Origin of the sequence: Chryseobacterium sp. 1B4, assembly GCF_036631475.1 — a bacterium.
Classification (GTDB): Bacteria; Bacteroidota; Bacteroidia; order Flavobacteriales; family Weeksellaceae; genus Chryseobacterium.
This window is the reverse complement of the sequence record NZ_JAPNUF010000005.1, coordinates 193,229-218,491: the sequence shown is the minus strand read 5'-3', so window position 1 is coordinate 218,491 and position 25,263 is coordinate 193,229. Positions and strand designations below refer to the sequence as shown.

At 37.6% G+C, this 25,263-nt stretch carries 24 protein-coding genes, 1 tRNA gene and 5 pseudogenes; 11 read left to right on the top strand and 19 right to left on the bottom strand.

Going from position 1 to position 25,263, the window contains the following annotated elements; all coding sequences use genetic code 11:
• Nucleotides 1-27: 27 nt before the first annotated feature.
• On the top strand, nt 28-684 hold the full coding sequence (locus OWR28_RS04760; protein WP_233333673.1) for a DUF937 domain-containing protein: 657 nt from the start codon (nt 28-30) through the stop codon (nt 682-684).
• A 59-nt stretch (nt 685-743) separates the two neighbouring features.
• On the opposite strand, the gene OWR28_RS04755 is transcribed toward OWR28_RS04760, so the two are convergent.
• Together OWR28_RS04755 and OWR28_RS04750 are read right to left on the bottom strand one after the other, a co-directional pair.
• The gene (locus tag OWR28_RS04755; protein ID WP_002976304.1) at nt 744-863 is read right to left on the bottom strand and encodes a 30S ribosomal protein THX; all 120 of its coding nucleotides are present in this window, start codon (nt 861-863) and stop codon (nt 744-746) included.
• A 477-nt stretch (nt 864-1,340) separates the two neighbouring features.
• A pseudogene (locus OWR28_RS04750) lies at nt 1,341-2,716 on the bottom strand (MATE family efflux transporter); the annotation flags it as partial.
• 129 nt (nt 2,717-2,845) lie between these two features.
• On the opposite strand from OWR28_RS04750, the gene OWR28_RS04745 reads away from it, so the two are divergent.
• The 3 genes from OWR28_RS04745 (at nt 2,846) to OWR28_RS04735 (ending at nt 6,587) form a co-directional block, all read left to right on the top strand.
• Nucleotides 2,846-3,208, top strand: coding sequence for an ankyrin repeat domain-containing protein (locus OWR28_RS04745; protein ID WP_332385683.1), 363 nt, complete (start codon nt 2,846-2,848; stop codon nt 3,206-3,208).
• A 135-nt stretch (nt 3,209-3,343) separates the two neighbouring features.
• Entirely contained in the window at nt 3,344-5,098 is a 1,755-nt protein-coding gene (gene aspS, locus OWR28_RS04740) for an aspartate--tRNA ligase (RefSeq protein ID WP_332385682.1), read from the top strand.
• A gap of 331 nt (nt 5,099-5,429) precedes the next feature.
• Complete coding sequence (locus OWR28_RS04735; RefSeq protein ID WP_332385681.1) at nt 5,430-6,587, top strand: M12 family metallopeptidase; 1,158 nt, start codon at nt 5,430-5,432, stop codon at nt 6,585-6,587.
• Between the two features lie 159 nt (nt 6,588-6,746).
• Here the strand turns inward: OWR28_RS04735 and OWR28_RS04730 are convergent.
• Both OWR28_RS04730 and OWR28_RS04725 read right to left on the bottom strand, forming a co-directional pair.
• Nucleotides 6,747-8,021 (bottom strand): annotated as a pseudogene (locus OWR28_RS04730) (adenylosuccinate synthase).
• A gap of 235 nt (nt 8,022-8,256) precedes the next feature.
• Nucleotides 8,257-8,721, bottom strand: coding sequence for a cyclic nucleotide-binding domain-containing protein (locus OWR28_RS04725; protein WP_332385680.1), 465 nt, complete (start codon nt 8,719-8,721; stop codon nt 8,257-8,259).
• A 141-nt stretch (nt 8,722-8,862) separates the two neighbouring features.
• Between OWR28_RS04725 and ku the strand changes: the two genes are divergently transcribed.
• From ku to OWR28_RS04700, 5 genes are all read left to right on the top strand, one after another.
• Nucleotides 8,863-9,648, top strand: a complete 786-nt coding sequence (gene ku, locus OWR28_RS04720) for a non-homologous end joining protein Ku (RefSeq protein WP_332385679.1) — start codon at nt 8,863-8,865, stop codon at nt 9,646-9,648.
• The gene (locus tag OWR28_RS04715; protein ID WP_332385678.1) at nt 9,648-10,256 is read left to right on the top strand and encodes a DNA polymerase ligase N-terminal domain-containing protein; all 609 of its coding nucleotides are present in this window, start codon (nt 9,648-9,650) and stop codon (nt 10,254-10,256) included. Before ku ends, OWR28_RS04715 begins: the two co-directional genes overlap by 1 nt.
• Nucleotides 10,257-10,319: 63 nt before the next feature.
• Nucleotides 10,320-10,787: an ATP-dependent DNA ligase gene (locus OWR28_RS04710; protein ID WP_332385677.1), complete on the top strand. Its 468-nt coding sequence runs from the start codon at nt 10,320-10,322 to the stop codon at nt 10,785-10,787.
• Nucleotides 10,769-11,512 (top strand): ATP dependent DNA ligase, encoded by a 744-nt coding sequence (locus OWR28_RS04705; RefSeq protein ID WP_332385676.1) that lies wholly within the window; start codon nt 10,769-10,771, stop codon nt 11,510-11,512. The genes OWR28_RS04710 and OWR28_RS04705 overlap by 19 nt, the downstream gene beginning before the upstream one ends.
• Nucleotides 11,455-12,189 carry a non-homologous end-joining DNA ligase LigD gene (locus tag OWR28_RS04700; RefSeq protein WP_332385828.1) on the top strand — a complete coding sequence of 245 codons (735 nt, stop codon included), beginning with the start codon at nt 11,455-11,457 and terminating at the stop codon, nt 12,187-12,189. The genes OWR28_RS04705 and OWR28_RS04700 overlap by 58 nt, the downstream gene beginning before the upstream one ends.
• Nucleotides 12,190-12,243: 54 nt before the next feature.
• Here the strand turns inward: OWR28_RS04700 and OWR28_RS04695 are convergent, their stop codons facing one another.
• From OWR28_RS04695 to OWR28_RS04670, 6 genes and pseudogenes are all read right to left on the bottom strand, one after another.
• Nucleotides 12,244-13,089: a mechanosensitive ion channel family protein gene (locus tag OWR28_RS04695; protein ID WP_332385675.1), complete on the bottom strand. Its 846-nt coding sequence runs from the start codon at nt 13,087-13,089 to the stop codon at nt 12,244-12,246.
• A 268-nt stretch (nt 13,090-13,357) separates the two neighbouring features.
• Nucleotides 13,358-13,675: an SDR family NAD(P)-dependent oxidoreductase gene (locus tag OWR28_RS04690; RefSeq protein WP_332385827.1), complete on the bottom strand. Its 318-nt coding sequence runs from the start codon at nt 13,673-13,675 to the stop codon at nt 13,358-13,360.
• Nucleotides 13,663-14,091, bottom strand: coding sequence for an SDR family NAD(P)-dependent oxidoreductase (locus OWR28_RS04685; RefSeq protein ID WP_332385674.1), 429 nt, complete (start codon nt 14,089-14,091; stop codon nt 13,663-13,665). The genes OWR28_RS04690 and OWR28_RS04685 overlap by 13 nt, the downstream gene beginning before the upstream one ends.
• A gap of 169 nt (nt 14,092-14,260) precedes the next feature.
• Nucleotides 14,261-14,590 (bottom strand): annotated as a pseudogene (gene yajC / locus OWR28_RS04680) (preprotein translocase subunit YajC); the annotation flags it as partial.
• 10 nt (nt 14,591-14,600) lie between these two features.
• Nucleotides 14,601-15,106: pseudogene (locus tag OWR28_RS04675) on the bottom strand (DUF1573 domain-containing protein).
• Between the two features lies 1 nt (nt 15,107).
• A pseudogene (locus tag OWR28_RS04670) lies at nt 15,108-16,012 on the bottom strand (transcription antitermination protein NusB).
• A gap of 91 nt (nt 16,013-16,103) precedes the next feature.
• Here OWR28_RS04670 and OWR28_RS04665 point away from each other — a divergent pair.
• A complete protein-coding gene (locus OWR28_RS04665) occupies nt 16,104-17,765 on the top strand; it encodes an ABC transporter ATP-binding protein (RefSeq protein WP_332385673.1) in 1,662 nt (553 codons plus the stop codon).
• Between the two features lie 97 nt (nt 17,766-17,862).
• Entirely contained in the window at nt 17,863-18,198 is a 336-nt protein-coding gene (locus OWR28_RS04660; protein ID WP_002976288.1) for a DUF3276 family protein, read from the top strand.
• Nucleotides 18,199-18,463: 265 nt separating this feature from the next.
• Here the strand turns inward: OWR28_RS04660 and OWR28_RS04655 are convergent.
• The 9 genes from OWR28_RS04655 to OWR28_RS04615 form a co-directional block, all read right to left on the bottom strand.
• Nucleotides 18,464-18,539, bottom strand: a tRNA-His gene (locus OWR28_RS04655).
• A gap of 35 nt (nt 18,540-18,574) precedes the next feature.
• Nucleotides 18,575-19,294: a bacillithiol biosynthesis deacetylase BshB1 gene (gene bshB1 / locus OWR28_RS04650; RefSeq protein ID WP_332385672.1), complete on the bottom strand. Its 720-nt coding sequence runs from the start codon at nt 19,292-19,294 to the stop codon at nt 18,575-18,577.
• An 82-nt stretch (nt 19,295-19,376) separates the two neighbouring features.
• Nucleotides 19,377-21,029, bottom strand: coding sequence for a tetratricopeptide repeat protein (locus OWR28_RS04645; RefSeq protein WP_332385671.1), 1,653 nt, complete (start codon nt 21,027-21,029; stop codon nt 19,377-19,379).
• Nucleotides 21,030-21,088: 59 nt separating this feature from the next.
• The gene (locus tag OWR28_RS04640; protein ID WP_332385670.1) at nt 21,089-21,991 is read right to left on the bottom strand and encodes a substrate-binding domain-containing protein; all 903 of its coding nucleotides are present in this window, start codon (nt 21,989-21,991) and stop codon (nt 21,089-21,091) included.
• A complete protein-coding gene (locus OWR28_RS04635; RefSeq protein ID WP_332385669.1) occupies nt 21,981-22,178 on the bottom strand; it encodes a DUF308 domain-containing protein in 198 nt (65 codons plus the stop codon). Before OWR28_RS04635 ends, OWR28_RS04640 begins: the two co-directional genes overlap by 11 nt.
• 75 nt (nt 22,179-22,253) lie before the next feature.
• Nucleotides 22,254-23,096 carry an energy transducer TonB gene (locus OWR28_RS04630; RefSeq protein WP_332385668.1) on the bottom strand — a complete coding sequence of 281 codons (843 nt, stop codon included), beginning with the start codon at nt 23,094-23,096 and terminating at the stop codon, nt 22,254-22,256.
• Between the two features lie 64 nt (nt 23,097-23,160).
• A complete protein-coding gene (locus OWR28_RS04625; RefSeq protein ID WP_332385667.1) occupies nt 23,161-23,694 on the bottom strand; it encodes a biopolymer transporter ExbD in 534 nt (177 codons plus the stop codon).
• 11 nt (nt 23,695-23,705) lie between these two features.
• Entirely contained in the window at nt 23,706-24,314 is a 609-nt protein-coding gene (locus tag OWR28_RS04620) for an ExbD/TolR family protein (RefSeq protein WP_002976281.1), read from the bottom strand.
• A 62-nt stretch (nt 24,315-24,376) separates the two neighbouring features.
• The gene (locus tag OWR28_RS04615) at nt 24,377-25,240 is read right to left on the bottom strand and encodes a MotA/TolQ/ExbB proton channel family protein (protein WP_002976280.1); all 864 of its coding nucleotides are present in this window, start codon (nt 25,238-25,240) and stop codon (nt 24,377-24,379) included.
• Nucleotides 25,241-25,263: the final 23 nt, after the last annotated feature.

The following is a 25,263-nucleotide window of genomic DNA, read 5'->3' as shown; positions in this document are numbered from 1 at the left end:
TGTACTTAATACTTAATAAACACAAAAATGAGTTTAATTGACCTACTTACAGGGAATACAGGCAACCAGGTTGCTGAACAGGCTGAAAACAAATTCGGAATCAGCAAAAACCAGGTGATCGCCCTATTAGCTGTAGCGACCCCTCTTATCATTTCTTATCTCAGAAATAAATCTCAGGATGCAAAAGAAGCAGAAGCTTTAAATAATGCTTTAGATAAAGACCATAACGGAAGTATCTTAAATGACGCTTCACAAATTGAAGCAAGACAGGCTGAAGGTGGATCTATCCTTGATCATATCTTTGGCGGACAAAAAAGTACTGTTGAAAACCAGCTGTCACAAAACACAGGGATTTCAATAGACAAAATAGGACCTATCCTTGCCATGCTTGCACCTGTTGTAATGGGTTACATCGGTCAGCAAAAGCAACAAAATAATGTAGGAGCAGGCGGCCTGGGAGATTTGTTGGGAGGAATCCTTGGAAATGCTTCAAACCAGGCTCAGACTCAGCAGTCTAATCCTTTAAATGACATACTTGGAAGCGTTTTAGGCGGCGGGCAATCCCAGTCATCAGGAAATCCACTGAACGATATACTGGGAAGTGTATTGGGCGGCGGTGGAAACCAACAACAAGGAGGTGGCGGCTTAGGCAGCATCCTTGGCAATATTCTTGGAGGTAAATAATTAATTTAATTTTCATAAAAAAGACCGGAGATAATAATCTTCGGTCTTTTTATTTTTAATTACTTTTTAGATTTTTCTTCAGAAGCTACAAAAGATTTTGAGGCTTTTTTAGGTCTTCTTTTACCATAACTTCCGGAATTAATCTTTCCTCTTCTTGATTTTTTGTCACCTTTTCCCATAGTATGATGTATTTGTTGTTCTACGAATTTAGAAAATACAGCGCTAAAATCCAATTAATGAAGCTGTTAAAATTTTATAAATTAAGAAGGGAAGCTGGGAGAGGGAGGCTGGAAGTTATTATCAGGTTACCAGTTTCGTTTCTTAATCTGCAGATCACTTATTTTTTTTCATTTTGCCAACAAAAGGCTATTTAAATATTTCAGGCTGCCAGGACTTCCTTTTTCCAGCCTTCCTCTTCTTGATTTTTTGTCTTACGAATTAAAAAATACAGCGATAAATACTATTAATGAAGCTGTTAAAATTTTATAAATTAAGAAGGGAAGCTGGGAGAGGGAGGCTGGAAGTTATTATCAGGTTACCAGTTTCGTTTCTTAATCTGCAGATCACTTATCTTTTTTTCCATTTTGCCAACAAAAGGCTATTTAATATTTCAGGCTGCCAGGACTTCTTTTGTCCAGCTTCCGGCACCCACCCTCTTAAACTTTTATCGTTTTCCATTTTCCTTTTTTAAATAAAATAAAAGCGACAATGGTAATTAAGGTTTCTGCAGCGGGAATTGAAATAAAGACTCCTTTGGGACCCAGTTCAAAATATTTCGATAAAAAATAGGCCAGAGGAATCTGAAACAGCCAGAACCCAAAAAGATTAACCCAGGTTGGTGTCCACGTGTCACCTGCACCATTGAATGTATTGATCATCACCATTCCGATTCCATAAAAAATAAATCCGGTACTCATAATCTGAAGGGCATTTTTGGCAAAGTCTTTAATAGCAGTTTCCTGAGTGAAAAAGCCCACTAAAAATTTCCCATAAAAATAAATATCAGGCTTACCACCAGCATAAAGATGACATTATATTTCACCGTTTTCATTACGGACTGTTCGGCTCTCAGCATTTCATTAGCTCCCATGTTTTGTCCTACCAAAGTGGAGGCTGCATTACTCAATCCCCAGGCCGGAAGCATAAAGAACATCATCAGTCTCAAAGCAGTCTGATAACCGGCTGAAGCATTTTCGCCCCCGGTTGTTGCGACCAATTCTGCAAGGAAAATCCAGCTGCATGAAGCAATGACAAACTGAAAAATTCCCGGTGTTGCAATTTTGATGATGGATTGGATCAATTCATAATTGGGTTTAAAATAAGAAAGTTTAATTCTTATCTGAGTATCCGCCACCAACAGATGGTATAATTGGTAAACAACTCCTATGCTGCGCCCTATTGTAGTTGCCAGAGCAGCGCCAGTCAATCCCAAAGCAGGCACAGGTCCCAGACCTTTTATCAGAACCGGACAAAGAATAATATTGGCAATATTGGCAATCCATAAACTTTTCATCGCAATCATCGCATTTCCTGCTCCTCTGAAAATCCCATTGATTAAAAACAAAAGCATGATAATCGTACTGCTTCCCATCATAATCCTGGTAAAATTCTTTCCATAATATGCAGCCTCTGGTTTAGCCCCCATCAGAATCAGAATTTCTTCCGCATAGATCACTCCCAGTAAACTTAAAATAAACGTAATAGCAAAGGAAACAAGCAATACCTGCGCAGCACTTCTGGAAGCCTGCTCCGGATTTTTCTCCCCGATCCGTCTTGCCACCAGAGCCGTTGCTGCCATACTCATGCCTATCGCAATAGAATACATTACTGAAAGTACGGATTCGGTAAGCCCAACTGTCTGAATAGCGAAACCACTTTCTTTCAGATGACCGACAAAATAAAGGTCTACAAGCGCAAATACGGACTCCATAGCCATTTCCAGCATCATAGGGATGGCTAAAAGCAATACAGCACTTCTGATATTCACTCTGGTAAAATCTGTCTCTTCCCCGCTAAACGCTTTTTCAAAAACTCAATATATTTTGTCATTTCACAATTAATAATTTAGATAATCCCAAAAATACAAATCCAATTATTAGAAAAACTTAGCAATTGGTAATAAAATTTAATTTAGATTTGTATATTCTTAAAAATTATTCTTATGAAAAAAATAATCTCTACTATCTTTCTATTTGGAATGTTACTGTCCGGAAGCATGTTATCGGCCCAGAGAATGACTCAGGAAAAGATGAAAGCCATTTATTCTGATGATATAGCAACATTTAAAAAACAGTTTGCCCCGGGAGATTACAACAAATGTTTCCTTGTTGGAGATATACTTTATTCACCTCTTGGTTTCAGTGTGATGGCTGACAGAAAGAATATTCTGAACTTCCTTTTGGACAATAAAGCCAATGTTAACAAAAAATGTCAGAACAAAACACCTCTTGAAGTTGCTGATGATACAAAAGGCAGTGAAGAAATAAAGAAAATTCTGATAGCGAAAGGCGGCAATAGAGATTAAAAATCTAAAAACAATATATGAAACTTCCGAAAGGAAGTTTTTTTATTTATAAAACCTGCAAAAATCTTATCTTTGCCAACGAAAAATTCAAGGTCCGGAATTGGGCCTTAAACATTGAACTTTAAACAAATAATTATGTTTCGATCACACACCAACGGAGAGCTATCTCTGAAAAATCTGAATGAAGAAGTTACACTATCAGGATGGGTACAGACTATCCGTGATAAAGGATTTATGATTTGGGTAGATCTTCGAGATCGTTACGGAATTACCCAGCTGGTTTTTGACCAGGAGCGTTCTTCAGCACAGTTGATGGAAGAGGCTAAAAAACTGGGCCGTGAATTTGTGATTCAGGCTACCGGAAAAGTTATTGAAAGAGTCAGCAAAAACCCTAATATTCCGACAGGAGAAATTGAAATTCTTGTGGAAAAACTGACGATTCTGAATGATTCTCAGCTGCCACCTTTCACCATTGAGGATGAAACCGACGGCGGTGAGGAATTAAGAATGAAATACCGTTACCTGGATATCAGAAGAAATCCGGTAAAAGATAAACTGATCTTCCGTCACAAAATGGCGCAGAAAGTAAGAAATTATTTGTCTGATGAAGGTTTCATTGAAGTGGAAACTCCTGTACTGATCAAATCTACTCCGGAAGGAGCAAGAGACTTCGTCGTGCCAAGCAGAATGAATCCGGGACAATTTTATGCATTACCACAGTCTCCACAGACTTTCAAACAGCTTTTGATGGTAGGTGGAATGGATAAATATTTTCAGATTGTAAAATGTTTCCGTGATGAGGATTTAAGAGCTGACAGACAGCCGGAGTTTACACAGATCGACTGTGAAATGGCTTTTGTAGAGCAGGAAGATGTTATGAACGTATTTGAAGGAATGACTAAAACTCTTTTAAAAGATATTACAGGTCAGGAATTCGGAGACTTCCCAAGAATGACTTTCGCAGATGCGATGAGAAAATATGGAAATGACAAACCGGATATCCGTTTCGGAATGGAGTTCGTAGAACTGAATGAACTGGTAAAAGGAAAAGAATTTAAAATATTTGATGATGCTGAACTGGTTGTCGGAATCAATGTAGAAGGTTGTGCAGAATATACAAGAAAACAGATCGATGAACTTGTTGATTGGGTAAAACGTCCTCAGATCGGTGCCTCAGGAATGGTTTGGGTAAAATTCCAGAATGATGGTGTAAAGACCTCATCAGTAAACAAATTCTACAGTGAAGAGGATTTAGCGAAAATTATCGAAAAATTCGGTGCAAAAGAAGGTGACCTCATGTTGATTCTTTCCGGAAACGAAAACAAAGTAAGAGCTCAGCTTTCTGCGTTGAGAATGGAACTTGGAAACCGTTTAGGATTAAGAAAAGGAAACGAGTTTGCACCACTTTGGGTTGTTGACTTCCCTCTGTTGGAATGGGACGAAGACACTGAAAGATACCATGCAATGCACCACCCTTTTACCTCTCCAAAACCGGAAGATATCCATTTATTGGAAACTGAACCTGGAAAAGCAAGAGCCAACGCTTATGATATGGTTCTTAACGGAAATGAAATCGGAGGAGGATCTATCAGAATTTTTGACAGAGATCTTCAGTCTAAAATGTTTGATTTACTAGGATTTACCAGAGAAGAAGCAGAAGCTCAGTTTGGATTCCTTATGAATGCCTTTAAATATGGCGCACCGCCACACGGAGGTCTGGCATTCGGGTTTGACCGCCTGGTAGCGATCCTTGACGGAAACGAAGTCATCAGAGATTACATCGCTTTCCCTAAAAACAATTCGGGAAGAGATGTAATGATTGACGCTCCAGCTTCTATTGCTGATGCACAGCTCGACGAACTGGAATTACAATTGAACTTAAAAGCATAAATATAAAGCGGGGTTTTACCTCGCTTTTTTTATATCCTCAATTACAGGAATCTTCAATTTAATTTTACAAAAATATATGTTCATGAGGCAGCATGATGCCGGGTTCATGACTTTACAAATTCAGCACACTTTCTTATTTATCAACAGAATAGACTTTATATCAGTATAAAGTCTAATTTTCATTTGCAAATCAAATATTCTGGCGCTGAATTCATGTAGGCCAGATATTGAAAATGCACAGGCAGATTCAATAGATCAAACAACAACGAAGCTGGACAATGCAAAGATTCACAAATTATTAATTAATGGAAAATACACCTATGTTAATGAAGTGAATGGTGAATATTTTTATGCAGATGATATTACTATTAGTGCTGAGCAGTTTGACAAATTAAAGATGCAGGCCAGTTCCGGAATATCCACAGCTGAGAAAAGCACCTTTGTAAGTTCTTTTATTAAGACTTGGCCGAATGCAACAGTCTATTATACATTACCCAGCCAGGGAAATCTGAGTACTCAGAATTACAATAAATTCCTTACCAATATCAACAAAGCGTTTGATATGATCTCTTCCCAAACCAGTATGCAGTTTGTTGAACGTACTCATCAAGCAGAATATATCACCTTTACTTATACAAGAAGCAACAGCTCACCACTTGGATGGCAAAAAAACAGAGTAAACGGCATTACAATTTATAATATCATGTCTCCCGGCATTATTGCCCACGAAATAATGCACTCAATGGGAATCCTGCATGAACAGTGCCGTCCGGACAGAGATCAGTATATTATTGTAGATGTTAACAAAGCCGTGGAAGGCAGCCGTCATAACTTCAGCCTTTACAATGATTACGAAGGATATGGTGCATTTGATTTCGGATCAGTGATGGTATATGGGTCTACAGACTTTGCCATAGACCCAAACCAGCCTGTAATGACTAAGCTGGACGGATCCACCTTTACCGATCAGCGAACAGGATTATCTGCAGGTGATTATGCAGGAATAAATCATTTGTATGGACCTGTTAATGCCAGTGCTGCAATCAACGGAACTTATACCATGACAACAGCTTTAGCGAATGATAAAAATATAGATATTACCGGAAATTCCACGACAGACGGCACCAGCATAATTCTGTATTCCGCTTCTACAGGGAATAACCAGAGATTTACTTTCAGCAAATCAGATCACGGGTATTATATCATCAAATCCATACTTGATCCCTCAAAAGTACTGACTGTAAAAGGTAGCGGAACAACGAACGGAACTGCTGTTGAATTAAGAACCCATGCCAATACAGATTCCCAGAAATGGCTATTATTCAATCTGGGAAACAATGGCTTTGGATTTACCCCAAAGAATGCACCAGCCTTGAGATTAGAGGTAAAAGACGGCTTAACGACCAATCTTACTCCTATTGTAATCGGCAACTACGGTTCAAACGGTTCAGCCTTCTACAAAGCAGCGTTTTATCCTTACAAAAGTTAATTAAACTATTTTAACAGATAAAGAGGCTGTTTCATCACAATTGATAATACAAGATTCTTCACTCCATTACATTTTGTTCAGAGTGGCAGCGTCAGCTTATTTGACTTTTGAGACAGCCTCTTCTTGTTTATCAGATCAGTATATGCAAACTGGTCTAAATTATTTAATGGTCAACTTCAACATCTGTTCCCTTCCCGGTCCGGTAGAAAGATAAGCCACCGGAATTCCCAATTCCGCTTCCAGAAATGATAGAAATTCATTCATTTCTTTTGGCAGCTCTGAAGGGCTTTTCATTGCAGAAAAATCAGCATTCCAGCCATTCATCCATTTGAATACCGGCTTTCCATTCTCCGGAAGTAACCCCGAAACGGATACTGCTTTTCCGTCTTCAAGTTCATAATGTGTACAAACTGCTACCGATTTCAATCCACTCAAAACATCGGCTTTTGTCAGAACCAATTGAGTGACCCCATTGATCATCACTGCATATTTTAAAGCAGGAAGATCCAGCCATCCTGTTCTTCTCGGACGTCCTGTATTGGAACCAAACTCATTCCCTTTCATTCTGAGATCATCTCCAAATTCATCTAAAAGTTCCGTAGGGAATGCACCATTTCCAACACGGGTACAATATGCTTTCGCAATTCCGTAAATTTCACCGATCTTTTTCGGTGAAACACCTAATCCGCTGCTCGCCCCTGATGCCGTCGTTGAAGAAGACGTTACATACGGATAAGTACCGTGATCAATATCCAGCATCGCTGCCTGAGATCCTTCTGCCAACACTTTTTTACCTTCAGATAGAGCTTTGTTAAGATAAATCTCAGTTTCTGTACAATTGAATTTTTTAAGGAATTCCACCGCTTCAAAAACTCTTTACTGATTTCCTCTAAAGCAGGCAAAACAATCATTCCTCCCTCTTCCAGTATTCTGTAATCTCTGTCTAAGATATGCTGTGCCCTGCTTTGAAAATCTGATGAAAATATATCCCCTGCTCTCAGATTCTGCCTTAATATTTTGTTTGAATACGCCTGAGCAATTCCATTTCTTGTAGTTCCTACCGTGGTATACTCAGAGCTTTCCTCCATAAAAATATCCAGAAGCTTATGCGTTGGCATTACCAGGTGCGCTTTTTGAGAAATAATGATAGTGTTTTCCGGCTGAATGGTTTTATCAAATACCTGAAGATTTAGTATTTCTTTTAAAGCTTACAGGATCCAGAACAGTGCCTGTCCCTATCACATTCTGTACTCCTTGCATAAAAATCCCGGAAGGAATCATTTTCAGCGTGATTCTTCGACCGTTTCTTTCTATGCTGTGTCCAGCATTAGATCCACCATTAAAACGTGCTGTAATGTCATAATTTTCACTGATAAGATCAATGAACTTGCCTTTACCTTCATCTCCCCATTGTAGTCCTAATACAATATCCATATTTATACTTAATTTTTATGAAGCAAAGCTATGACAGTCAACAGGAAAGACCATTGTCATTTGACAAAAGCGATTATGAGATATCAGAAGTAGTAAAACCCACAAACTCTATTATCTCCTGCTCTCAAACCTTATAAGATATTTCTCCTGATCCTGCTCAGCGATGAAGGAGTAACCCCAAGATAAGATGCCAGCATAGACTATGGAACCCTGTTAGCAAGGCCGGGATAATGATTTAAAAGTGAATATAGCGCGATTTTGCATCCTGATTCAGCATGATGCTCGCCACTTTGAGTTTGTTTTCAGCAACAAAGGCATGGATTCTTGCAAACAAAACCGGCCATACAGCAATTTTATCTTCCAGAATTTTAAAGTGCTTAAAATTAATCACCAACAGGACAGCATCAGTAATCGCTTCAATATCTTCATGGGCGGGCAGCTGATCAGTAAAGCCCTGAAAATCCCCGATAAACCGCCCTTCATAAATGAAATACCTTGTGAAATCATCTCCCTGTCTGTTATAATATAAAGACCGGAAAACACCTTTATTCACAAAAGCAATTCTTTGGCTTACTTTCCCTGCTTCTACAAAAAGTTCCCCCTTCTTTACAGTAATTTCCTGAATTCCTTCAGCAATCAAAAGCTCATCCTGAGGATTCAGTGTTACGAATTTTTTGATATAAGTAAAAAGCTCTTCCATATCTATTATCAACCACGGATTTATATAAAGGTATAAAAGTCACCGCTAAAAACAATTGTCATTTGGTAACAAAGTTCACAAAAGGTACCACATGAGCTTCTGGCGGCATATTAATTGCTTGATTTTTAAAAACGTAAGACAATGAAAGCAATTTGGAACGGCGCCATTGGCTTCGGTTTAGTAAACATTCCTGTTAAAATTTACTCAGCAACGGAAACCACAAAACTGGATCTCGATATGCTCGATAAATCTGATTTTTCCAATATCCGCTTCAAAAGAGTCAATGAAAATACAGGAAAAGAAGTGAAATGGGAAAACATCGTCAAAGGTTATCTCATGGACGACAAATACATCGTTCTTGATGAAGAAGATTACGAAGCAGCAAGCCCTGAAAAAACAAAAATACTTTCCATTGACCAGTTCGTTAAAGAAGAGGAAGTGGATAGTGTTTATTTTGAAACGCCTTATTACCTGGAACCCCAGAAAAATGGAGAAAGTGCCTACAGGCTTTTATTGAAGGCACTTGAAAAGACCGGCATGGTGGGCATAGGGACCTTTGTACTCCGTGAAAGCGAAGCGATCGGAATGATACGTCCTTACAACGATGAAATTCTGGTCCTGAACCGCTTAAGGTTTGACCAGGAAATAAGAGATTATGCTGATTTAAAAATTCCTGCTCAAAAGGCACCCAAACCTGCAGAGCTTAAAATGGCAGTAAGCCTGATTGAACAGCTTTCCCAGGAATTTGACCCCGCAATGTATAAAGATACCTATTCTGATGAATTGATGAAAATCATCAAGCAGAAAGCCAAAGGCAAAAATATAAAAGCAAGAAAAGCACAGCCTGCAAAAGAAGGTAAGGTGATCGATCTCATGGCGCAGTTAAAAGCCAGCTTAAATACTTCTAAATCCAAATCCGCATCGTAATGGCTCTCAAAGATTATCATAAAAAACGAAAGTTCGATGAAACCAGCGAACCCAAAGGAAAAACAAAGAAAAGTAAGAATAAGCTGATTTTTGTAATCCAAAGGCATGCTGCAACCAGACTTCATTATGACTTCCGCCTTGAAATGGAAGGCGTATTGAAAAGCTGGGCTGTCCCGAAAGGGCCTTCTTTAGATCCTAAAGATAAACGCCTTGCCATGATGGTAGAAGATCATCCTTATGATTATAAAGATTTTGAAGGAAATATTCCGGAAGGAAATTATGGTGCCGGACAGGTAGAAATCTGGGACAGCGGAACGTACGAACCTCTGGAAGAAAACAGTAAACTTTCTGATGAAAAAGAGCTTCTGAAAGAATTGCATTCAGGATCTCTAAAATTCATTTTACACGGTAAAAAGCTGAAAGGTGAATTTGCCTTGGTTAAAATGAAAAATACGGAGGACAATTCATGGCTGCTCATTAAGCATAAAGATGAATTTGCGGAAAGTCCGTATGATGCTGAAGAAAATACATCACCAAAATCTTTGGTTTCCCAGTTTTTAGAGGAAAAAAGCCTAAAAATAAAAGAAAAAAGAAGTCATAACTACTGAAAAACCATTCAGAAGTTTTAATTCTCTAACAAACGAAAAAAGCTTTCATCTTTCATCAGACCAATGCTGGCCAAGCTTTCTGAAGATGCTTTCAACGATAAAGACTGGATATTCGAAATAAAATGGGACGGCTACAGAGCCATTGCAGACCTCAGCCATGAAACCCCACTTTTTTATTCACGGAACGGAATTTCATTTTTATCAAAATTCGATAAAATCAGCCAGGATTTTGATAGACAAAGATATCAAATGATCCTGGATGGCGAAGTTGTAGCCTATGACGAACAGGGGAAACCCAATTTCCAGCTTTTACAGCAAATCGCAGATAATCCCGGTGCTCCACTTGTTTACCAGGTTTTTGACCTTCTCTGGCTGAATGGTCATTCTACTGAAGAACTTCCGCTCATTCAGCGGAAAGAACTTTTAAAAGAAGCCTTAATTGAAACTGATGCCATTAAATACTGCGATCATATTCCTGAAAAAGGTATTGAATTTTTTAAGCAAATGAAAAAATGCAGCTGGAAGGTATGATTGCAAAACGGGCAGATAGCCTGTATATTGAAAACCACAGAACCACTGACTGGCTTAAAATAAAATTTTCAAATACTGAAGAAGTAATTATTTGCGGTTTTACGGAACCGAGAGGATCCCGTGAAAGTTTCGGGGCATTGATCCTGGGGAGATATATTAATCAAAAGCTTACGTATTGCGGCCATACAGGTACGGGATTTAATAAGACGTCTTTAAAGGAACTCTATCAAAGACTTGAGAAATTAATTGTACAATCTTCACCTTTCGAAAAAATTCCTAAAACGAATATGCCTGTAACCTGGATAAAGCCGGAACTGGTATGCGAAATCAAATATTCTGAGATTACCCTGGATGGAATATTCAGGCACCCTGTATTTATAACCGTCAGAGAGGATAAAGAACCAGAAGATATCAAGGAATCATCCTTCACCGAAAAACCTAAAGAAATGAAGACAAAAACATCATCTAAAAAAACCGAAGTTTCTGAAAAAGAAAAGGAGATCACATTAGATAAGCATAAAGTTAAACTGACCAATCAGGATAAGATCTATTTTCCTAAAGATGGTATTACGAAGGGAAAGGTTATTGACTATTACCAGTCTGTGGCGACTTATATTTTGCCTTATCTGAGGAACCGCCCTCTTCTCTCAACCGGTTTCCAAACGGAATTGAAGAACAGGGCTTTTATCAGAAAGATGCAGGAGACACCATACCTGACTGGATAAAAACCACGCAGGTATATTCTGAATCGAATGACAAATACATTGATTATATTTACTGTAATGATAAAGCCACATTAGCCTATCTGAATAATTTAGGATGTATTGATATGAATCCATGGAACAGTTCACTTCCTGACCTTGACCATCCTGATTACCTCGTTTTGGATCTTGATCCGTCAAAAAAGAATACATTTGATGATGTGATTGAAACAGCCCTTCAGGTGAATGAAGTTTTAAAATCAATTAAAATAAAAGGTTACTGTAAAACTTCAGGCAGCACCGGTATTCACGTTTATATTCCGATGGGTGGTAAATATGATTTTGACCAGGTAAAAGACTTCGCCCATATTCTGATGAAGCAGGTGAATGAAAGACTCCCTGAACTCACCACCTTAGAAAGAAGCCTTCAGAAAAGAGATAACAAAAAAATTTATCTTGATTATCTGCAGAACAGAACAGGGCAAACCCTGGCAAGTGCATACAGCTTAAGACCCAAACAGGGAGCTTCAGTTTCTATGCCTTTGGATTGGGATGAATTAAAACCTGGAGTGAAACCTACGGATTTTAATATTGATAATGCTCTTGAAAGAATTAAAGAAAAGGGGGATTTGTTCAAGCCGGTTTTGGGCAAGGGAATTGATATGATGAAGGCCTTGGACCTGCTGCAGGATATGGATTAAAATAAAACTCCCACATCGTATCATGCAGGAGTCTCTTAAAAAAATTAAATATAATTATTGATTGTAAATATGTACATCTCTCTGTGGAAAAGGAATTCCGATTCCTGCTTTGTCGAGAGCTTCTTTACAACTGATGATCAGTTCCTCGTTCATCGCCCAGAAATTTTCAGTCGAAGAGCTTACCCTTACAGATAAATTGACCGCACTCTCTCCAAGTTCTGTTACTACTACCTGTGGAGCAGGTGCTGCAAGAGCGTATTGATTATTTTTAATGACATTCATTAAAAGATCTTTTGTATGTCTTAAATCTGCATCATAAGCAACTCCGATATCCAATGAGGTTCTTCGTGTTCCCAGCTGGGTAAAATTGGTAATGCTATTATTGGACACTACTCCGTTAGGGATAACAATCAGTTGGTTCTGTGGTGTAATCAGTCTCGTATGAAAAATATCTATAGCCTCTACAGTTCCTGAAACGCCTGAACTGGTAGAAATAAAATCACCAATCTTAAAAGGTTTTAATAATAAAATTAAAATTCCACCGGCAAAGTTCGTCAGAGAGCCCTGCAATGCCAAACCTACAGCCAGACCTGCCGCACCAATCATGGCAACAAATGCAGAAGTCTGCACTCCCAGCTGAGTTACAACGACAATGAACAACAGAATATTCAGTCCCCAATTGATAATATTTAAAAGGAAATGCTGCAGAGAAGCTTCCATATTCCGCTTTTTGAAGGCTTTTTCAACCAGTTTTTTGATCATTCTTATCATCCATGATCCAATCAGGTAAATTAATAATGCAGAAATGATTGCAGTAAAAATTCTCGGAGCCCAGGAAATTGCTGAAGAGATTAATGTGTCCCAGTGCTGCTGGATATTGTTCAATTCTAAATCGTCCATTTTTGTATTATGTATGTGTTTTACTATTTATAAGGTATTGACATCTCCTGCAAAATTTAAACAGAAATTTACCTTACACTCCCGGAGTGAAAGTAAATTATATTGATCCTTAAAAACAGATTGTAAGCAGAACGGAATGTTTCAGCTTTACTCAATAATCATTCAGAAACTGAATCTTGCAGGAAGAAATAATTTTCGGGTCATAGAATTACAAAAACGGTACCGAAGTGTATCAACCTTGAAGAAAATAATATTAAATAAACAGTACTTAAGGTAATTTTGCCGCCAGATTTTCCGGTAAAAGCCTAAGGATATGGTAAATAATTTTCCACTTAAAGTTTGGAACAACGGTAAAAGAATTTCCTGCATTAACAATGAATTTCGCTACATACTCCGGTTCCATGATCAGAGATTCATTCAAATCCAGTCCTTCATTTATTTTTGTTCTGATATAACCGATGACCAAAGCATTCACAATGATTTTACGGGAAGCCAGTTCCTGTCTCAATCCGGCCAGAAACTGTGTAAATGCGGCTTTTGTACTTCCATAGACAAAATTACTTTTCCTTCCTCTTACTCCGACAATGAAGAAAGCCCGACAATCCTTTCCAGATTCTTATTGCTTTTATCCATTGCAATAATACTGAGAACAGACACCCCTCCCATATAATTGACCTCCATCATTTGCTTTGCTCCCTTGAAATCAGTTAGCGCTTTTTGATTGTCTACTAAAAACCCTGCGGCATAGACCACAATATGAGGTTTTACGGAAAGGCCGGAATAGAATTTCTGATGAGAATCAAAATCTGAGGCGTCAAAATACAAAACAGAAACTTTTGAATGATCCAGGTTATTCGAGTCGATAAAATTTTCCAGTGAAGCTGTATTTCTGGAAGCAGCAATTACTGAAAACCCTTTTTCCAGATATTGCTTTATACATTGCTTGGCTACATCTGAATTGGCTCCCAAAATAAGGACCGTTTTGTTTGTGTTTTGATTCATGTGACAAAGATAAATTTTATTAACCACTAATTTCACCCATTGTTTTCATAAATAAACACAGGATCAATTTACCTTTTATCATTATGCATAAAGGAGGGTGAACTTCGTTCACCCGCCGCAGACAGATATTTTCAGACTGAATTATTTTTTCTTCAGTTACTGTTTCTTTTTTATCATCTGCCTTACCAGCAGATTTTGCTCCAAAGCGGGCTTCTGTCATTTCTCTTGAAACCGCTGCTTTTTCGAATTTCAGCTTTCCGGATAAAGTTTCAATTACAAAACCGTCATCCTGAACCTGAGCAATTCTTCCGTGAAGACCTGATGTAAGCACGACTCTCGTTCCTACTTTAAGGTTTTCCTGAAAGTTTTTTTCCTGCTTCTGTTTTCTCATCTGAGGTCTGATCATCAGGAAATAAAACCCTACAAACATTACACCCATCGTGATCAGCATCATTGATGAAGATCCCTGAGGCTGTGCCTGTAAAAATAGTGTCAGCATATTTTAATTATTATGGTTGAATGTTCGCAGTGAACGTTAATCTGATCGGCGCTTTTTCTACGTTTGCAAAAACATCTGCATACTTCTGAACGTTTCCGTCAAAGCTTGAAGAGTCAAAGTGCAATGTAACTTTTCCTTTTTTGCCAGGCATAATGGGTTCTTTCGTAAAGTCCGGAGCTGTACATCCGCATCCTGGCTTCACTTCAGAAATGATCAATGGATTTTTCCCCGTGTTGGTAATTTCATATACATGCTCTACTTTATCTCCTTTTTGATTTTTCCGAAATCAAAACTGTTTTCAGATAAAGCAACAGAAGTAGACGGTTGATTAGAAACCGGAGCAGCTGCTTCACCAGTTGCAGGTGTTGCTGCAGAATCAGTAGTTAGAGGAGCCGCAACAGCTGCAGAGTCAGTCGTTGCAGTTTCAGTACCTTGAGTTTCTTTGTTTTCTTTTTTGCATGAAACTAACCCAAAGCCTATAATTGACAAGGCGATAATTGATAACGTCTTTTTCATTTTATATTCTATTTTGATCTTTACAATATTTATCTAAAATACCATTGATGAAAATATTGGAACGGTCTGTAGCAAATACTTTTGCAATTTCAATATATTCATTAATGATGACTCTTGAAGGCGTGAAAGCAAAGTTATCAAGTTCAGCAATTGTTGTAGACAAAATTACTTTATCCATTAGAGAAACTCTTTCCAGGTCCCAGTTTTCAAGTCTTTCTTCCAGTTTCTTTTCATTGTTCTCCCAGTTGTTCAACGTATCTTTCAACAGTTTTGCAGCGAAAGTTTTATCATCTTCATCTTTAATCATCTTGATCAAAGTTCTGCTTTCTTCATCCTCTCTCAGGAAACCAATTGTTTTCTGTACCATTGAGTTGGCAATGTGGATATCATCATACCATGAAAGTTCCTTATCTCCTAAATAATCATGAAAATCTTCATTCTCAGCAATATATCTCAAGAATAATTTACCAATAAACTTCTGATCTTCTTCAAAAGAGTAACCTTCTTCTTTCATGAAATCCTGATAACGTTTCCCTGCAGTAATTCTTTGGAAAGTCTTTACCAATAAATCATCATGCATATCCCATTTCAACTGCTTGTGCTGGCCAGTAAAAATAATCTTTCAGGATTTTCTTCCAGTTTAAGCAATACCTGGTTATTGATGAATTTTTGGTTAGGATTGATATCAGCATCAGTCTTAAGAAACTTATTCTTACCAATTTCGATCTGATGTTCTGCCAATTCTTTCAGCGCTACCAAAAAATTGAGCTGATAGATGTACAGATAATAGATTTTCTCTATCCCGGCAAACATGTTTTTCTCTAAAACATCAAATTTTACAGGGTTTTGGTAGTATGAATACACTGTCTGTACTACTTTTTCACGGATTTGTCGTCTTCCTAACATTCAAAGAGCTTTTTTATGGGTGCAAAGATACAAAATTTAAAATTGATGAAATTCGTAGTGTGATGACATTTTTGTAATTTTGTCAAACTATATGAAAGCGCTAAAAACCTTAAACCCTTATTTTTGGAAACACAAAATACTATTGTTTTGGGGGGTACTATTTATCATTGCCAGTAATTTCTTTAATATATATAAGGTTCAGTTTGTAGGTAAATCTGTAGATGAGCTTACCAAAAGCGGGAATCTTGGCTTTAACCAACAGGTTTTAATCTATGTTGGAATTATCGTGGGATGTTCTCTTCTGACCGGATTCTTTACCTTTATGATGAGACAGACTATCATTGTTGCTTCCAGAAGGATAGAATACGAACTTAAAAATAAAATTTACAGACACTATCAGAATTTATCTTTAACGGATTATAAGCAGACCACCATTGGAGACTTGATGAACAGACTGAGTGAAGATGTAGTGGCGGTAAGAATGTATCTCGGTCCCGGAGTAATGTATGTGGCCAACCTGATTGTTCTTGTACTGATTACCGCTATTTATATGGTAAAAACGGATGCTTCCATGACGATGTGGACTTTACTTCCGCTTCCTATTTTATCATATGCTATTTATAAGGTAAGTTCGATCATCAATAAAAAGTCTAAGATCATGCAGAAAAGCCAGTCTGCAATTTCCACTTTTGTTCAGGACAGTTTTTCCGGAATCCGTGTTGTAAAATTTTTCGCAAGAGAAAAATACATTGAAAAAAACTACGGAATTAAGGTTACTGATTATCAGAATAAAGCTTTGGACCTGGCTAAAACAGAAGCCTACTTCTTCACCATTATTCTTTTTGTCATCGGATTATTGAACGTTGCCATTATATTGATAGGTGGCACAAAATACATTGCCGGAGAGTTAAGCATTGGTAAGATTGCTGATTTCTTCATGTATATCAACACGCTGATTTTCCCATTCTCTATGGTTGGATGGGTAACTTCCGTGAACCAGAGAGCTGAAGCATCTATGCAGAGAATCAATGAATTCATGGATAAGAAATCTGAGATCATTAACACTAATTTTGAAAACTATCCTATTAAAGGAGATATAGAATTCAGAAACGTTTCTTATGTGTATCCTAATACGGGAATCAAGGCACTGGATAATTTAAGTTTCAAAGTAAAAGCCGGGGAATCTTTGGCTATTATGGGTAAAACCGGAAGCGGAAAATCAACAATTGCCCTTCTTTTATGCCGACTGATTGACCCAAGTGAAGGAGAAATTCTGATTGATGGTAAAAACCTGAAAGATCATAATCTGGATAACTACAGAAACTTTCTGGGATATATTCCCCAGGAAAGCTATTTATTCTCAGATACTATTGAAAATAATATTGGTTTTGCCATCGACTATCCTTCTCATGAGAAAGTGATAGAGTATGCCAATATTGCAGATGTTCACAAAAATATTGTCGAGTTCAAAGAGCAATATAAAACACTTGTAGGTGAACGTGGCGTCATGCTTTCAGGGGGACAAAAGCAGAGAATTTGTATCGCAAGAGCTCTAATTAAGAACCCTACTATTATTATTTTTGACGATTCTCTGTCTGCCTTAGATACCGAAACAGAGCACAATATTTTGGAGAATATTGATAAAAAAATCAGTAACGCTACTTCCATAATTATCACACACAGAGAGTCTAGCGCTCAAAAAGCCCACCAAATTATCAACCTGACTGAAATTACCAATTCTGTAACCGCATAGCCATTTCGTTCTCAATTGTTAAATAAATCATAAAAAATTTTGTGATTAAAAGAATTCTTTTATATTTGTTCTTAACAAGATTAAAAAATATCTAACAATGAGTGAATACAAGGAACGCCATGAAAATGAGATTTTCACGAAGGTGTTAAAAGCAGGAAGAAGAACTTATTTCTTTGATGTGCGCGAGACGAAAGCAGGAGATTATTATCTTACAATTACCGAGAGTAAGAAGAATTTCGGAGAGAATGGGGAAGCTACATTCGAGAAGCATAAAATTTACCTTTACAAGGAAGATTTTAAAAGTTTCCAGGAGATGTTTAATGAGTCCACAGATTTCATCATTAATGAAAAGGGTGAGGATGTAATTTCAGAAAAACATGACAAGGACTTCAAAAGCAGATCTTACACAATAGATTCTGACGACGAGGTTTAAAAAAAGAATATCTAAAAACACAAGCATCTGAAAAAGATGCTTTTTTTATGCTCTGAAGACATTCTATCTAAAAATATGAATATCAACTTCAACTCCCCATAGAGTACTTCAAGGTTTTAGTAAAAACCATTTTTGCATACCTACACAAGATTTAAAGGTACAGACTGAAAAAAGTATTCAATAAAAAGTAAACAAAAACAGAGTTGCCAATGATTGAAATGGATAGAAAATAAAAAAGTACACTTTTAAAAAGTGTACTTTCTTTGGGTGAATGATGGGTCTCGAACCCACGACCTTCGGAACCACAATCCGACGCTCTAACCAACTGAGCTACAATCACCGTTTTCTGAGTGCAAATATAGGACAATTTCCTCAACTACCAAACAATTCCGTCAAAATTTTTCAAAGAAATTAACTTCTCAGACGTAAACCCCTCAGCATAAGTAACTCCCGATAACCGGCCTAGATCCTGCGCACGGTAAGTTAAGCTCTCATAAAAGTCTTTTGTGGTAATTGGGGTCTCAGGTTCTTTAGAAGTCGGATCATAGAACTGGGTTTTGTAGGCCATACATGCAGCGATCTTTTTGTCAAGAAACTCAGAAATGTCAATAACAAATTCCGGTTGAATATTTTTCCATTGGATGTAATGAAAAACATGCTTCGGTCTCCATACTTCCTGGCTCTCTCCTTCCAAAACCGTTTCAATTTTTCTCAGTCCGGACAAAAAGCACGCATCCGACACTAATTTCGCTCCTTTTGCATGATCCGGATGTCTATCATCAATTGCATTAGCTAAAACGATTTCTGGCCTGTATTTGCGGATCATTTTTACGATCCTCATCTGATAATCTTCTGAGTTCACCAAAAAACCATCTTTCATTCCCAGGTTCTCTCTTGCGGAAAGCCCCAGGATTTTGGCAGCATCAGCCGCCTCCGTTTTTCTGGTTTCATCTGTTCCTCTTGTTCCGAGCTCACCTCTTGTAAGATCTACAACCACACATTTTTTTCCTTCAGAAACCATTTTAGCAATAGTTCCTCCACATCCCAGTTCCACATCATCAGGATGTGCACCAAAAGCAAGTATATCAGTTTTCATAGATTCAAATATAGGATTTAAAATAAAAACTTCCCAAACATTACGAATGGGAAGTTTTAATATCTATAATTTAAATTTTAAATTACTTGTTGATTTCTGCATTTAATTTTACAGCATCCTGGTAAGTAGGATCTAACTGTAAAGACTTAGCAACATAATCTTTTGCTTTTGCAATATCAGAATCTTTACTCATGTACGCCACTGCGAAGTAAGCGTAAGCAAGGGTCTGCTTGTTAGCTTCCTGATCAGCAGGTTTTACTGTACTGATAAATTTCTCATAAGCCAATTTTGCTGCTTCATTGTTTCCTGCCTGCTGGTAAGAATATCCCTGGCTATAATATGCCGGCGCCCAGTCTGGAAGAAGAGCAGACATTTTCTGCCATGTAAGGATGGCTCCGTTCCAGTTTTTAGCATCCTGGTAAGCCGTTGCCAGCTTAAATAAAGCATCAGAGTCCTGGCTGTTTGCAGCAACCTGCTTTTTCAACGCTTCAATTGTAGGGTTAGTAGGTCCTTTGTCAGCTTCTGCCTGAGAAGCACCTCCACCACCTGCGATGTTAGCCAATTCAAGATCCCACTTCATTGTTTCATCCTTAGCCGCTTTTGCAATACCCACTTTTTGCTGAGCTTCAGCCATTAGAGCAGATTTTTTAGCAGCATCTTTTTCATCTTTTGCTAAACCAGCAGCAATAAGTCCCTGTAAACCTTGGTCAGCAGGCAATATTCTTGTCTTCTCAGCCTGAGAAACAAAAGTATCCATATTTTGCTTGGCATCTGCATAGTTTCTGTCTGCATATGCGTTGTAAGCTCTTAGCTTGAACTTAATAGGATCGTCAATTTTATCAAATATCTTGTCCAACACCATTTTAGAGTTTGCGTAGTCTTCATTTGTGAAGTATAATTTAGCAATTTCTAATTGAGTATATGGATCCTCATCAGCATATTTTGTATAGTTGATAAGGTCTTGTGTAGCTTTTGCATTTTGTTGGTATCTGATATCATAACCAGCCAGTGCTTTGTATGCCGGAGCATAAGTAGGGTCTACTGCAATTGCTTTATCAACGCTCTCTTTCGCTTTTTGCCATACCTGTGCAGCCATCCATAATGTAGCCATTCTCGTGTAAACGGAAGCTTTATTTTTAGCTACAGGTAACGCTTTGTCGTAAGCTGACATAGCCTCTCCCGGAGATCTTTTCAGTCTGTAAGCGTCTCCTAATGTATAATAATAATGTGCAGGAACTCCTTTTTTCTCAGCTTTTTCAATAGCTTTATTAAGGTACTGAATAGCAAGATCAGGGGAACTGTTCTTTTCGAATAAAGTTAAAGCTTCTGCAGCTCTGAATAATACTTCAGCATCTTTTTCTTTTGAATCAGTTACTACTTTCTGAATTTCAGCAACGGCATTTTTATCACCCTTTCCTAATTTAACAGCGGCTAAACCAATTTTATTAAGATAGCTTTTACCGTCAGCAGCTAATCCCTTGTTGAAATTCTCAGTTGCTTTAGCATAATCCGGCTCTCCTTGTCTTAAGAAAGTATTTCCTAAATAGAAGTAGTTTTCAGCTGTAGGCTCTTTAGCGATCATTTCAGTGAAGTTTGTTTTTGCCTGTGCAAATTTATCACTGTCTATACTGTTGATACCATCCTGCAGTGTCTGTGCAGAGGCGAAACCGGTAAAAAATACCACGGCTGCTCCAAAAGCAATCTTCTTTACATTCATATTCATTATATCTTTCATTTTATATTTCTAAATAATTGAGTTATATTCTACACAATTTTCAGACCAAATCCTTATTTTTAGTGGGAATAAATTGTGAATTTAATTTTTTTAACGCATCTGCACTTTCTCTTATACAGATTATAAGGCTGCAAACCTTCTTTCTGTACAATTTTCTGCCCCAAATGGGTACATGAAAATCTTATAAATCCATTGGCGATATTAAAATTACCTTCGTTAATCAGAAAGTAAAGTACTCTTGTAAACGGATATTCCATAGTACGGAGTCCATCAAAATCTGCGTTATATGATTTTCCTTTGTCTACTACAGGAAGAACCTTTACCATCTCTCTTAATCTTTCCGAAGTTTTATCATAAGGACGGCTAAAAGTATTAAGGCCAATAACGCCTATTTTATCCGGATACTTTCCCAGTTCCTCAATAATCTTCTGATTTCCGGGAATAATGGAAAATTTCAGGTCTTTTGGCTGTTTTTTAAATTTTTCAGCAACAAAATTCAGATTACTTGAATTGGTTCCGTCAAAGATAAATTCTTTTTTATCAGACATCAGCCCGTTATTGATTTCATCCATAGAAATACTTTCTTTCGGAGAATCTTTAGGCACAACAAAAACGACTGCATCTGCAGCGAATCTGGCGGGAAGAAACTTTAAATCTGTTCTTTCCTCGTATGTTTTTATTTCTTCGGGAGTAAGATTTCTGGACATTACCACCACTTTAGCACTTCCTTTTAAAAGATCGAGAAGCCCTAAATCTTCCTTCTTGGTTTCTACTTTGATGTGGGTTTCAGGGTAGTTGATCATATAGCCTTCAGCTAATGCTTCTGTAACGCTTTGAAAGGATTCGTCAGTAAAAATTGTGAGATCACCTTTGTGATAGGAAGGAGCATTTTTCTCCTTTTTGCAGCCTGCCAGCATTATGCTCAAAGCAAAAATTACTGCAAGCTTGAAACTATTCTTCATTTCTCGATTGTTTAATTCTTGAGATCGCCCTGTAAATTCTGAAAATACCATAAATAACCAGTACTATTCCTAATGCATAGGCAACAGCAGGTTCTAAAATAGTAAAGAAGAATTTGTAGACAATCACTACAATTCCTAAAACGATATAAAACAATCCTGTAACCAGGGATAACCAATTGAACATCATGTAACAAAAATACCAAAAAAAATAAAAAGAGAAGCATATGCCTCTCTTTTTATTTATATTTTGAATAAATAAGTCTTATTCAAAGTTCATAGTAAATGGTACACTATAGTAAGATCTAACGCTCTCCCCGTTTCTCTTCGCAGGAGTCCATTTTTTAAGTTTCTTAACTACACGTACAGCTTCATTGTTGAAGTCACCATTTGGAGATTTCTCCTCAATAGTAACGTTTGATACAGTTCCGTCTTTTTCTACAACGAACTTAAGCTTAGCTTTAAGTGTTCCTTCACCTCCTTCCATCAGGGAAGTATCGAAGTTATCACCCAGGAACTTTCTTAATGCTCCCATACCTCCAGGATATTCTGCAGACTGGTCAACATCTTTATAGATCTCGTTAGGGTTGTTCGCTTTTACTTCTACTGTACTTGCTTTAGTACCTGTAGATGGTGGCGGCGGTGGTGGCGTATAAGCCGGAGCTTTTACCCCCTCCTGATTCTGTAAACCAGTTGTCGTTTCCAACTGCTTAGAAATCGGTGGTGGTGGAGTTTCAATTTTCGGAGCTTTTACAGGCTCAGGAACCACGTTCTGAATAACCTCAATTTTCTCCTCTTCTTTTGGAGGTGGAGGTGGTGGAGGTGGTTCTTCTTCTTTAGGCTGCTCGATAATCGGATCTTCTTCGATAATATCTACTAGATCTGCCTTTACTTCCTGCTTAGGCGGAGCTGTAAGATTTTTAATCGTAAGATAGATGAACGGAGACAAAGCTGCCAAAAGGAATAAAGCTGTTCCGATGATAAAAGACTTTGTTAAAAGTCTCGGATACTGATGTCTAAGATCATAGGCACCATATTCCTTGTTTCTATTTTCAAATACGATTTCGTCTAAAGTAAGATTCTGACCGTATACATTTTCATCTGCCATAGATTAGATATAACAATTTTATGGTTAAATTACTTTGTCGCAGCAGCCGGTGCAGCAGCACCTCCTACTTTTTCTCATACACAGCTTTCTCCCAAGGCTTGATATCAGTAACACCGTACTGCTCACTCTTGGTAATTGCCATTTCGTCAAGAATATCAACAAAGTTCTTATATACAGCATCGTCAGTCGGCTTAATGATCACGGTAAATTTCGTTTGATCTGCAGCTCTAGATTTTGCCTGCTGAATTACTTTTCTGATTCCTTCTCTATCAAGGGTAGTTTCCATAAGTGTCTGGTCATTCAAGGATGTAGCATCCTGCTGGTGCCAGAAAACTCTGTTATTTTTTCCTAATAAGATAGAAATTGAGTTAGAAAGTTTAATTTCTGTTGGAGGTGGTTTTTGTTTTTCATCTTTCGGTTTAGCCGGAAGACCCAAATCCATAACATTCGGTTTACTGAACGTAGTTGTGAACATAAAGAAGGTAATCAATAGAAAACCCAAGTCCACCATCGGAGTCATATCGACTCTGGTACTCTGCTTCTTGGAACGGACCTTGCCGCCCTTGCCGCCTTTTTCTTGTACTTGTACTTCTGCCATTTCTATCGATATTATTCGTTAGGTTTACCTTCTTGTGATGTAATCAACCAAAATTTAAGAAAATCAATATCTCTTAAACCTTCAAATAAGCTTTTCACTTTAGGGTATTGAGTAGTAACGTCACCTTTAATTGCTAACTTGTAGTCAGGATTAACGCTCAAACTTTCTTTTACCCAATCAATTAATTGCTTATTTGTACTGTCCATAGGAATTCCTGTAGGACTCTTATAATTTTTCTGCTCATCTTCAGACATATCCAAGTAGCCTTTAAGCTGGTTCATTGGAACACCGATTGCCTGAACTTTCTGGAAAGCAGCCTTTTGATTGTTGTTAAAAGTAATTCCATACTTTTGTCCCATTTTATCCAAAAGAGCAACTCTTTCTGATGCGTTTTCTACTGGCTGGAAATAGAATTTTCCGTCCGGAGTAGCATTGATAGTCATTAAACTAGCATCAGGAAGCAATTTTTCCGAAATTGAAGATGGCGGTTTGATCTGCTCCACGTCAGGTTTTTTAAACTGAGTGGTCAAGATAAAGAACGTAAGGAGTAGGAACGCAACGTCACACATTGCAGTCATGTCCGTAATTACTCCATGTCTTTTTGGTTTGACTCTCGCCATTATTATAAAATATTTTTAATTAAACTTCTTTTAATTGCTAATGCAAATATCTTGCTAATTTCTTAGTTGAATTCAGCGAAAGATTGTTGGATACTCATAGAGATCTCATCGATCTTGTAAGTTAATCCGTCAATTTTAGATGTAAAGAAGTTGTAAAGGATAATAGCGATTGCTGAAGTACCAATACCTAATGCCGTGTTGATCAAGGCTTCAGAGATACCTGTAGATAGAGCAGCAGCATCCGGAGTACCACCTCCTGAACCTAATGCGAAGAACGCCTTGATCATCCCGATTACCGTTCCTAGTAGTGCTACTAACGTTGCAACTGTACCTAAAGTAGAAAGGATCATCATGTTTTTCTCAAGCATTGGCATCTCAAGAGTAGTAGCTTCTTCGATAGCTTTGTTAAGTGCTACCATTTTCTGCTCCTTATTTAATGTAGTATCGTGAGCAAGTGCTTTATAAGTAGTAAGACCTTCTTTTACTACGTTACCAACAGAACCTTGTTGTCTGTCACACTCTTCGATAGCTTCGTCGATTTTGTTTTGGTTTAGTAAGCTTCTTACCTGAACAACGAAGTTGTCTAAGTTTCCTTTTCCAGCTGCTTTACCAAGAACGAAATATCTTTCAAAAGAGAAAACGATTACAGTAATCATGAAAGTAATCAAGATTGGTACGATAACCCCTCCTTTGTAGATAATACCTAAAAACGATTCTGGGTGAATGTCTTTTCCTTCAACACTTGAAAAAGCTACAGATCCACTTCCTAGTTTGTCTGCATCTTTAAAGTTTCCTGGGCTACCAAGAACGAATAAATAAATACATACTCCTATAGCAAATAGAATAGGAATAATAACAGCTGGATTTAAACCTCCTGCCTTTCTAGCAACTACTTGCTCATCATTTTTTGAAACATTCATTTCCATATTTAACTAAATTATATTGTTTT

What these genes read in the sequence shown, in the direction of transcription:
- OWR28_RS04760 (WP_233333673.1), top strand. Translation starts at nt 28, where the DNA reads ATGAGTTTAATTGACCTACTTACAGGGAATACAGGCAACCAGGTTGCT.
- OWR28_RS04755 (WP_002976304.1), bottom strand. Translation starts at nt 863, where the DNA reads ATGGGAAAAGGTGACAAAAAATCAAGAAGAGGAAAGATTAATTCCGGA.
- OWR28_RS04745 (WP_332385683.1), top strand. Translation starts at nt 2,846, where the DNA reads ATGAAAAAAATAATCTCTACTATCTTTCTATTTGGAATGTTACTGTCC.
- aspS (WP_332385682.1), top strand. Translation starts at nt 3,344, where the DNA reads ATGTTTCGATCACACACCAACGGAGAGCTATCTCTGAAAAATCTGAAT.
- OWR28_RS04725 (WP_332385680.1), bottom strand. Translation starts at nt 8,721, where the DNA reads ATGGAAGAGCTTTTTACTTATATCAAAAAATTCGTAACACTGAATCCT.
- ku (WP_332385679.1), top strand. Translation starts at nt 8,863, where the DNA reads ATGAAAGCAATTTGGAACGGCGCCATTGGCTTCGGTTTAGTAAACATT.
- OWR28_RS04715 (WP_332385678.1), top strand. Translation starts at nt 9,648, where the DNA reads ATGGCTCTCAAAGATTATCATAAAAAACGAAAGTTCGATGAAACCAGC.
- OWR28_RS04710 (WP_332385677.1), top strand. Translation starts at nt 10,320, where the DNA reads ATGCTGGCCAAGCTTTCTGAAGATGCTTTCAACGATAAAGACTGGATA.
- OWR28_RS04705 (WP_332385676.1), top strand. Translation starts at nt 10,769, where the DNA reads ATGCAGCTGGAAGGTATGATTGCAAAACGGGCAGATAGCCTGTATATT.
- OWR28_RS04695 (WP_332385675.1), bottom strand. Translation starts at nt 13,089, where the DNA reads ATGGACGATTTAGAATTGAACAATATCCAGCAGCACTGGGACACATTA.
- OWR28_RS04685 (WP_332385674.1), bottom strand. Translation starts at nt 14,091, where the DNA reads ATGAATCAAAACACAAACAAAACGGTCCTTATTTTGGGAGCCAATTCA.
- OWR28_RS04665 (WP_332385673.1), top strand. Translation starts at nt 16,104, where the DNA reads ATGAAAGCGCTAAAAACCTTAAACCCTTATTTTTGGAAACACAAAATA.
- OWR28_RS04660 (WP_002976288.1), top strand. Translation starts at nt 17,863, where the DNA reads ATGAGTGAATACAAGGAACGCCATGAAAATGAGATTTTCACGAAGGTG.
- bshB1 (WP_332385672.1), bottom strand. Translation starts at nt 19,294, where the DNA reads ATGAAAACTGATATACTTGCTTTTGGTGCACATCCTGATGATGTGGAA.
- OWR28_RS04645 (WP_332385671.1), bottom strand. Translation starts at nt 21,029, where the DNA reads ATGAAAGATATAATGAATATGAATGTAAAGAAGATTGCTTTTGGAGCA.
- OWR28_RS04640 (WP_332385670.1), bottom strand. Translation starts at nt 21,991, where the DNA reads ATGAAGAATAGTTTCAAGCTTGCAGTAATTTTTGCTTTGAGCATAATG.
- OWR28_RS04635 (WP_332385669.1), bottom strand. Translation starts at nt 22,178, where the DNA reads ATGATGTTCAATTGGTTATCCCTGGTTACAGGATTGTTTTATATCGTT.
- OWR28_RS04630 (WP_332385668.1), bottom strand. Translation starts at nt 23,096, where the DNA reads ATGGCAGATGAAAATGTATACGGTCAGAATCTTACTTTAGACGAAATC.
- OWR28_RS04625 (WP_332385667.1), bottom strand. Translation starts at nt 23,694, where the DNA reads ATGGCAGAAGTACAAGTACAAGAAAAAGGCGGCAAGGGCGGCAAGGTC.
- OWR28_RS04620 (WP_002976281.1), bottom strand. Translation starts at nt 24,314, where the DNA reads ATGGCGAGAGTCAAACCAAAAAGACATGGAGTAATTACGGACATGACT.
- OWR28_RS04615 (WP_002976280.1), bottom strand. Translation starts at nt 25,240, where the DNA reads ATGGAAATGAATGTTTCAAAAAATGATGAGCAAGTAGTTGCTAGAAAG.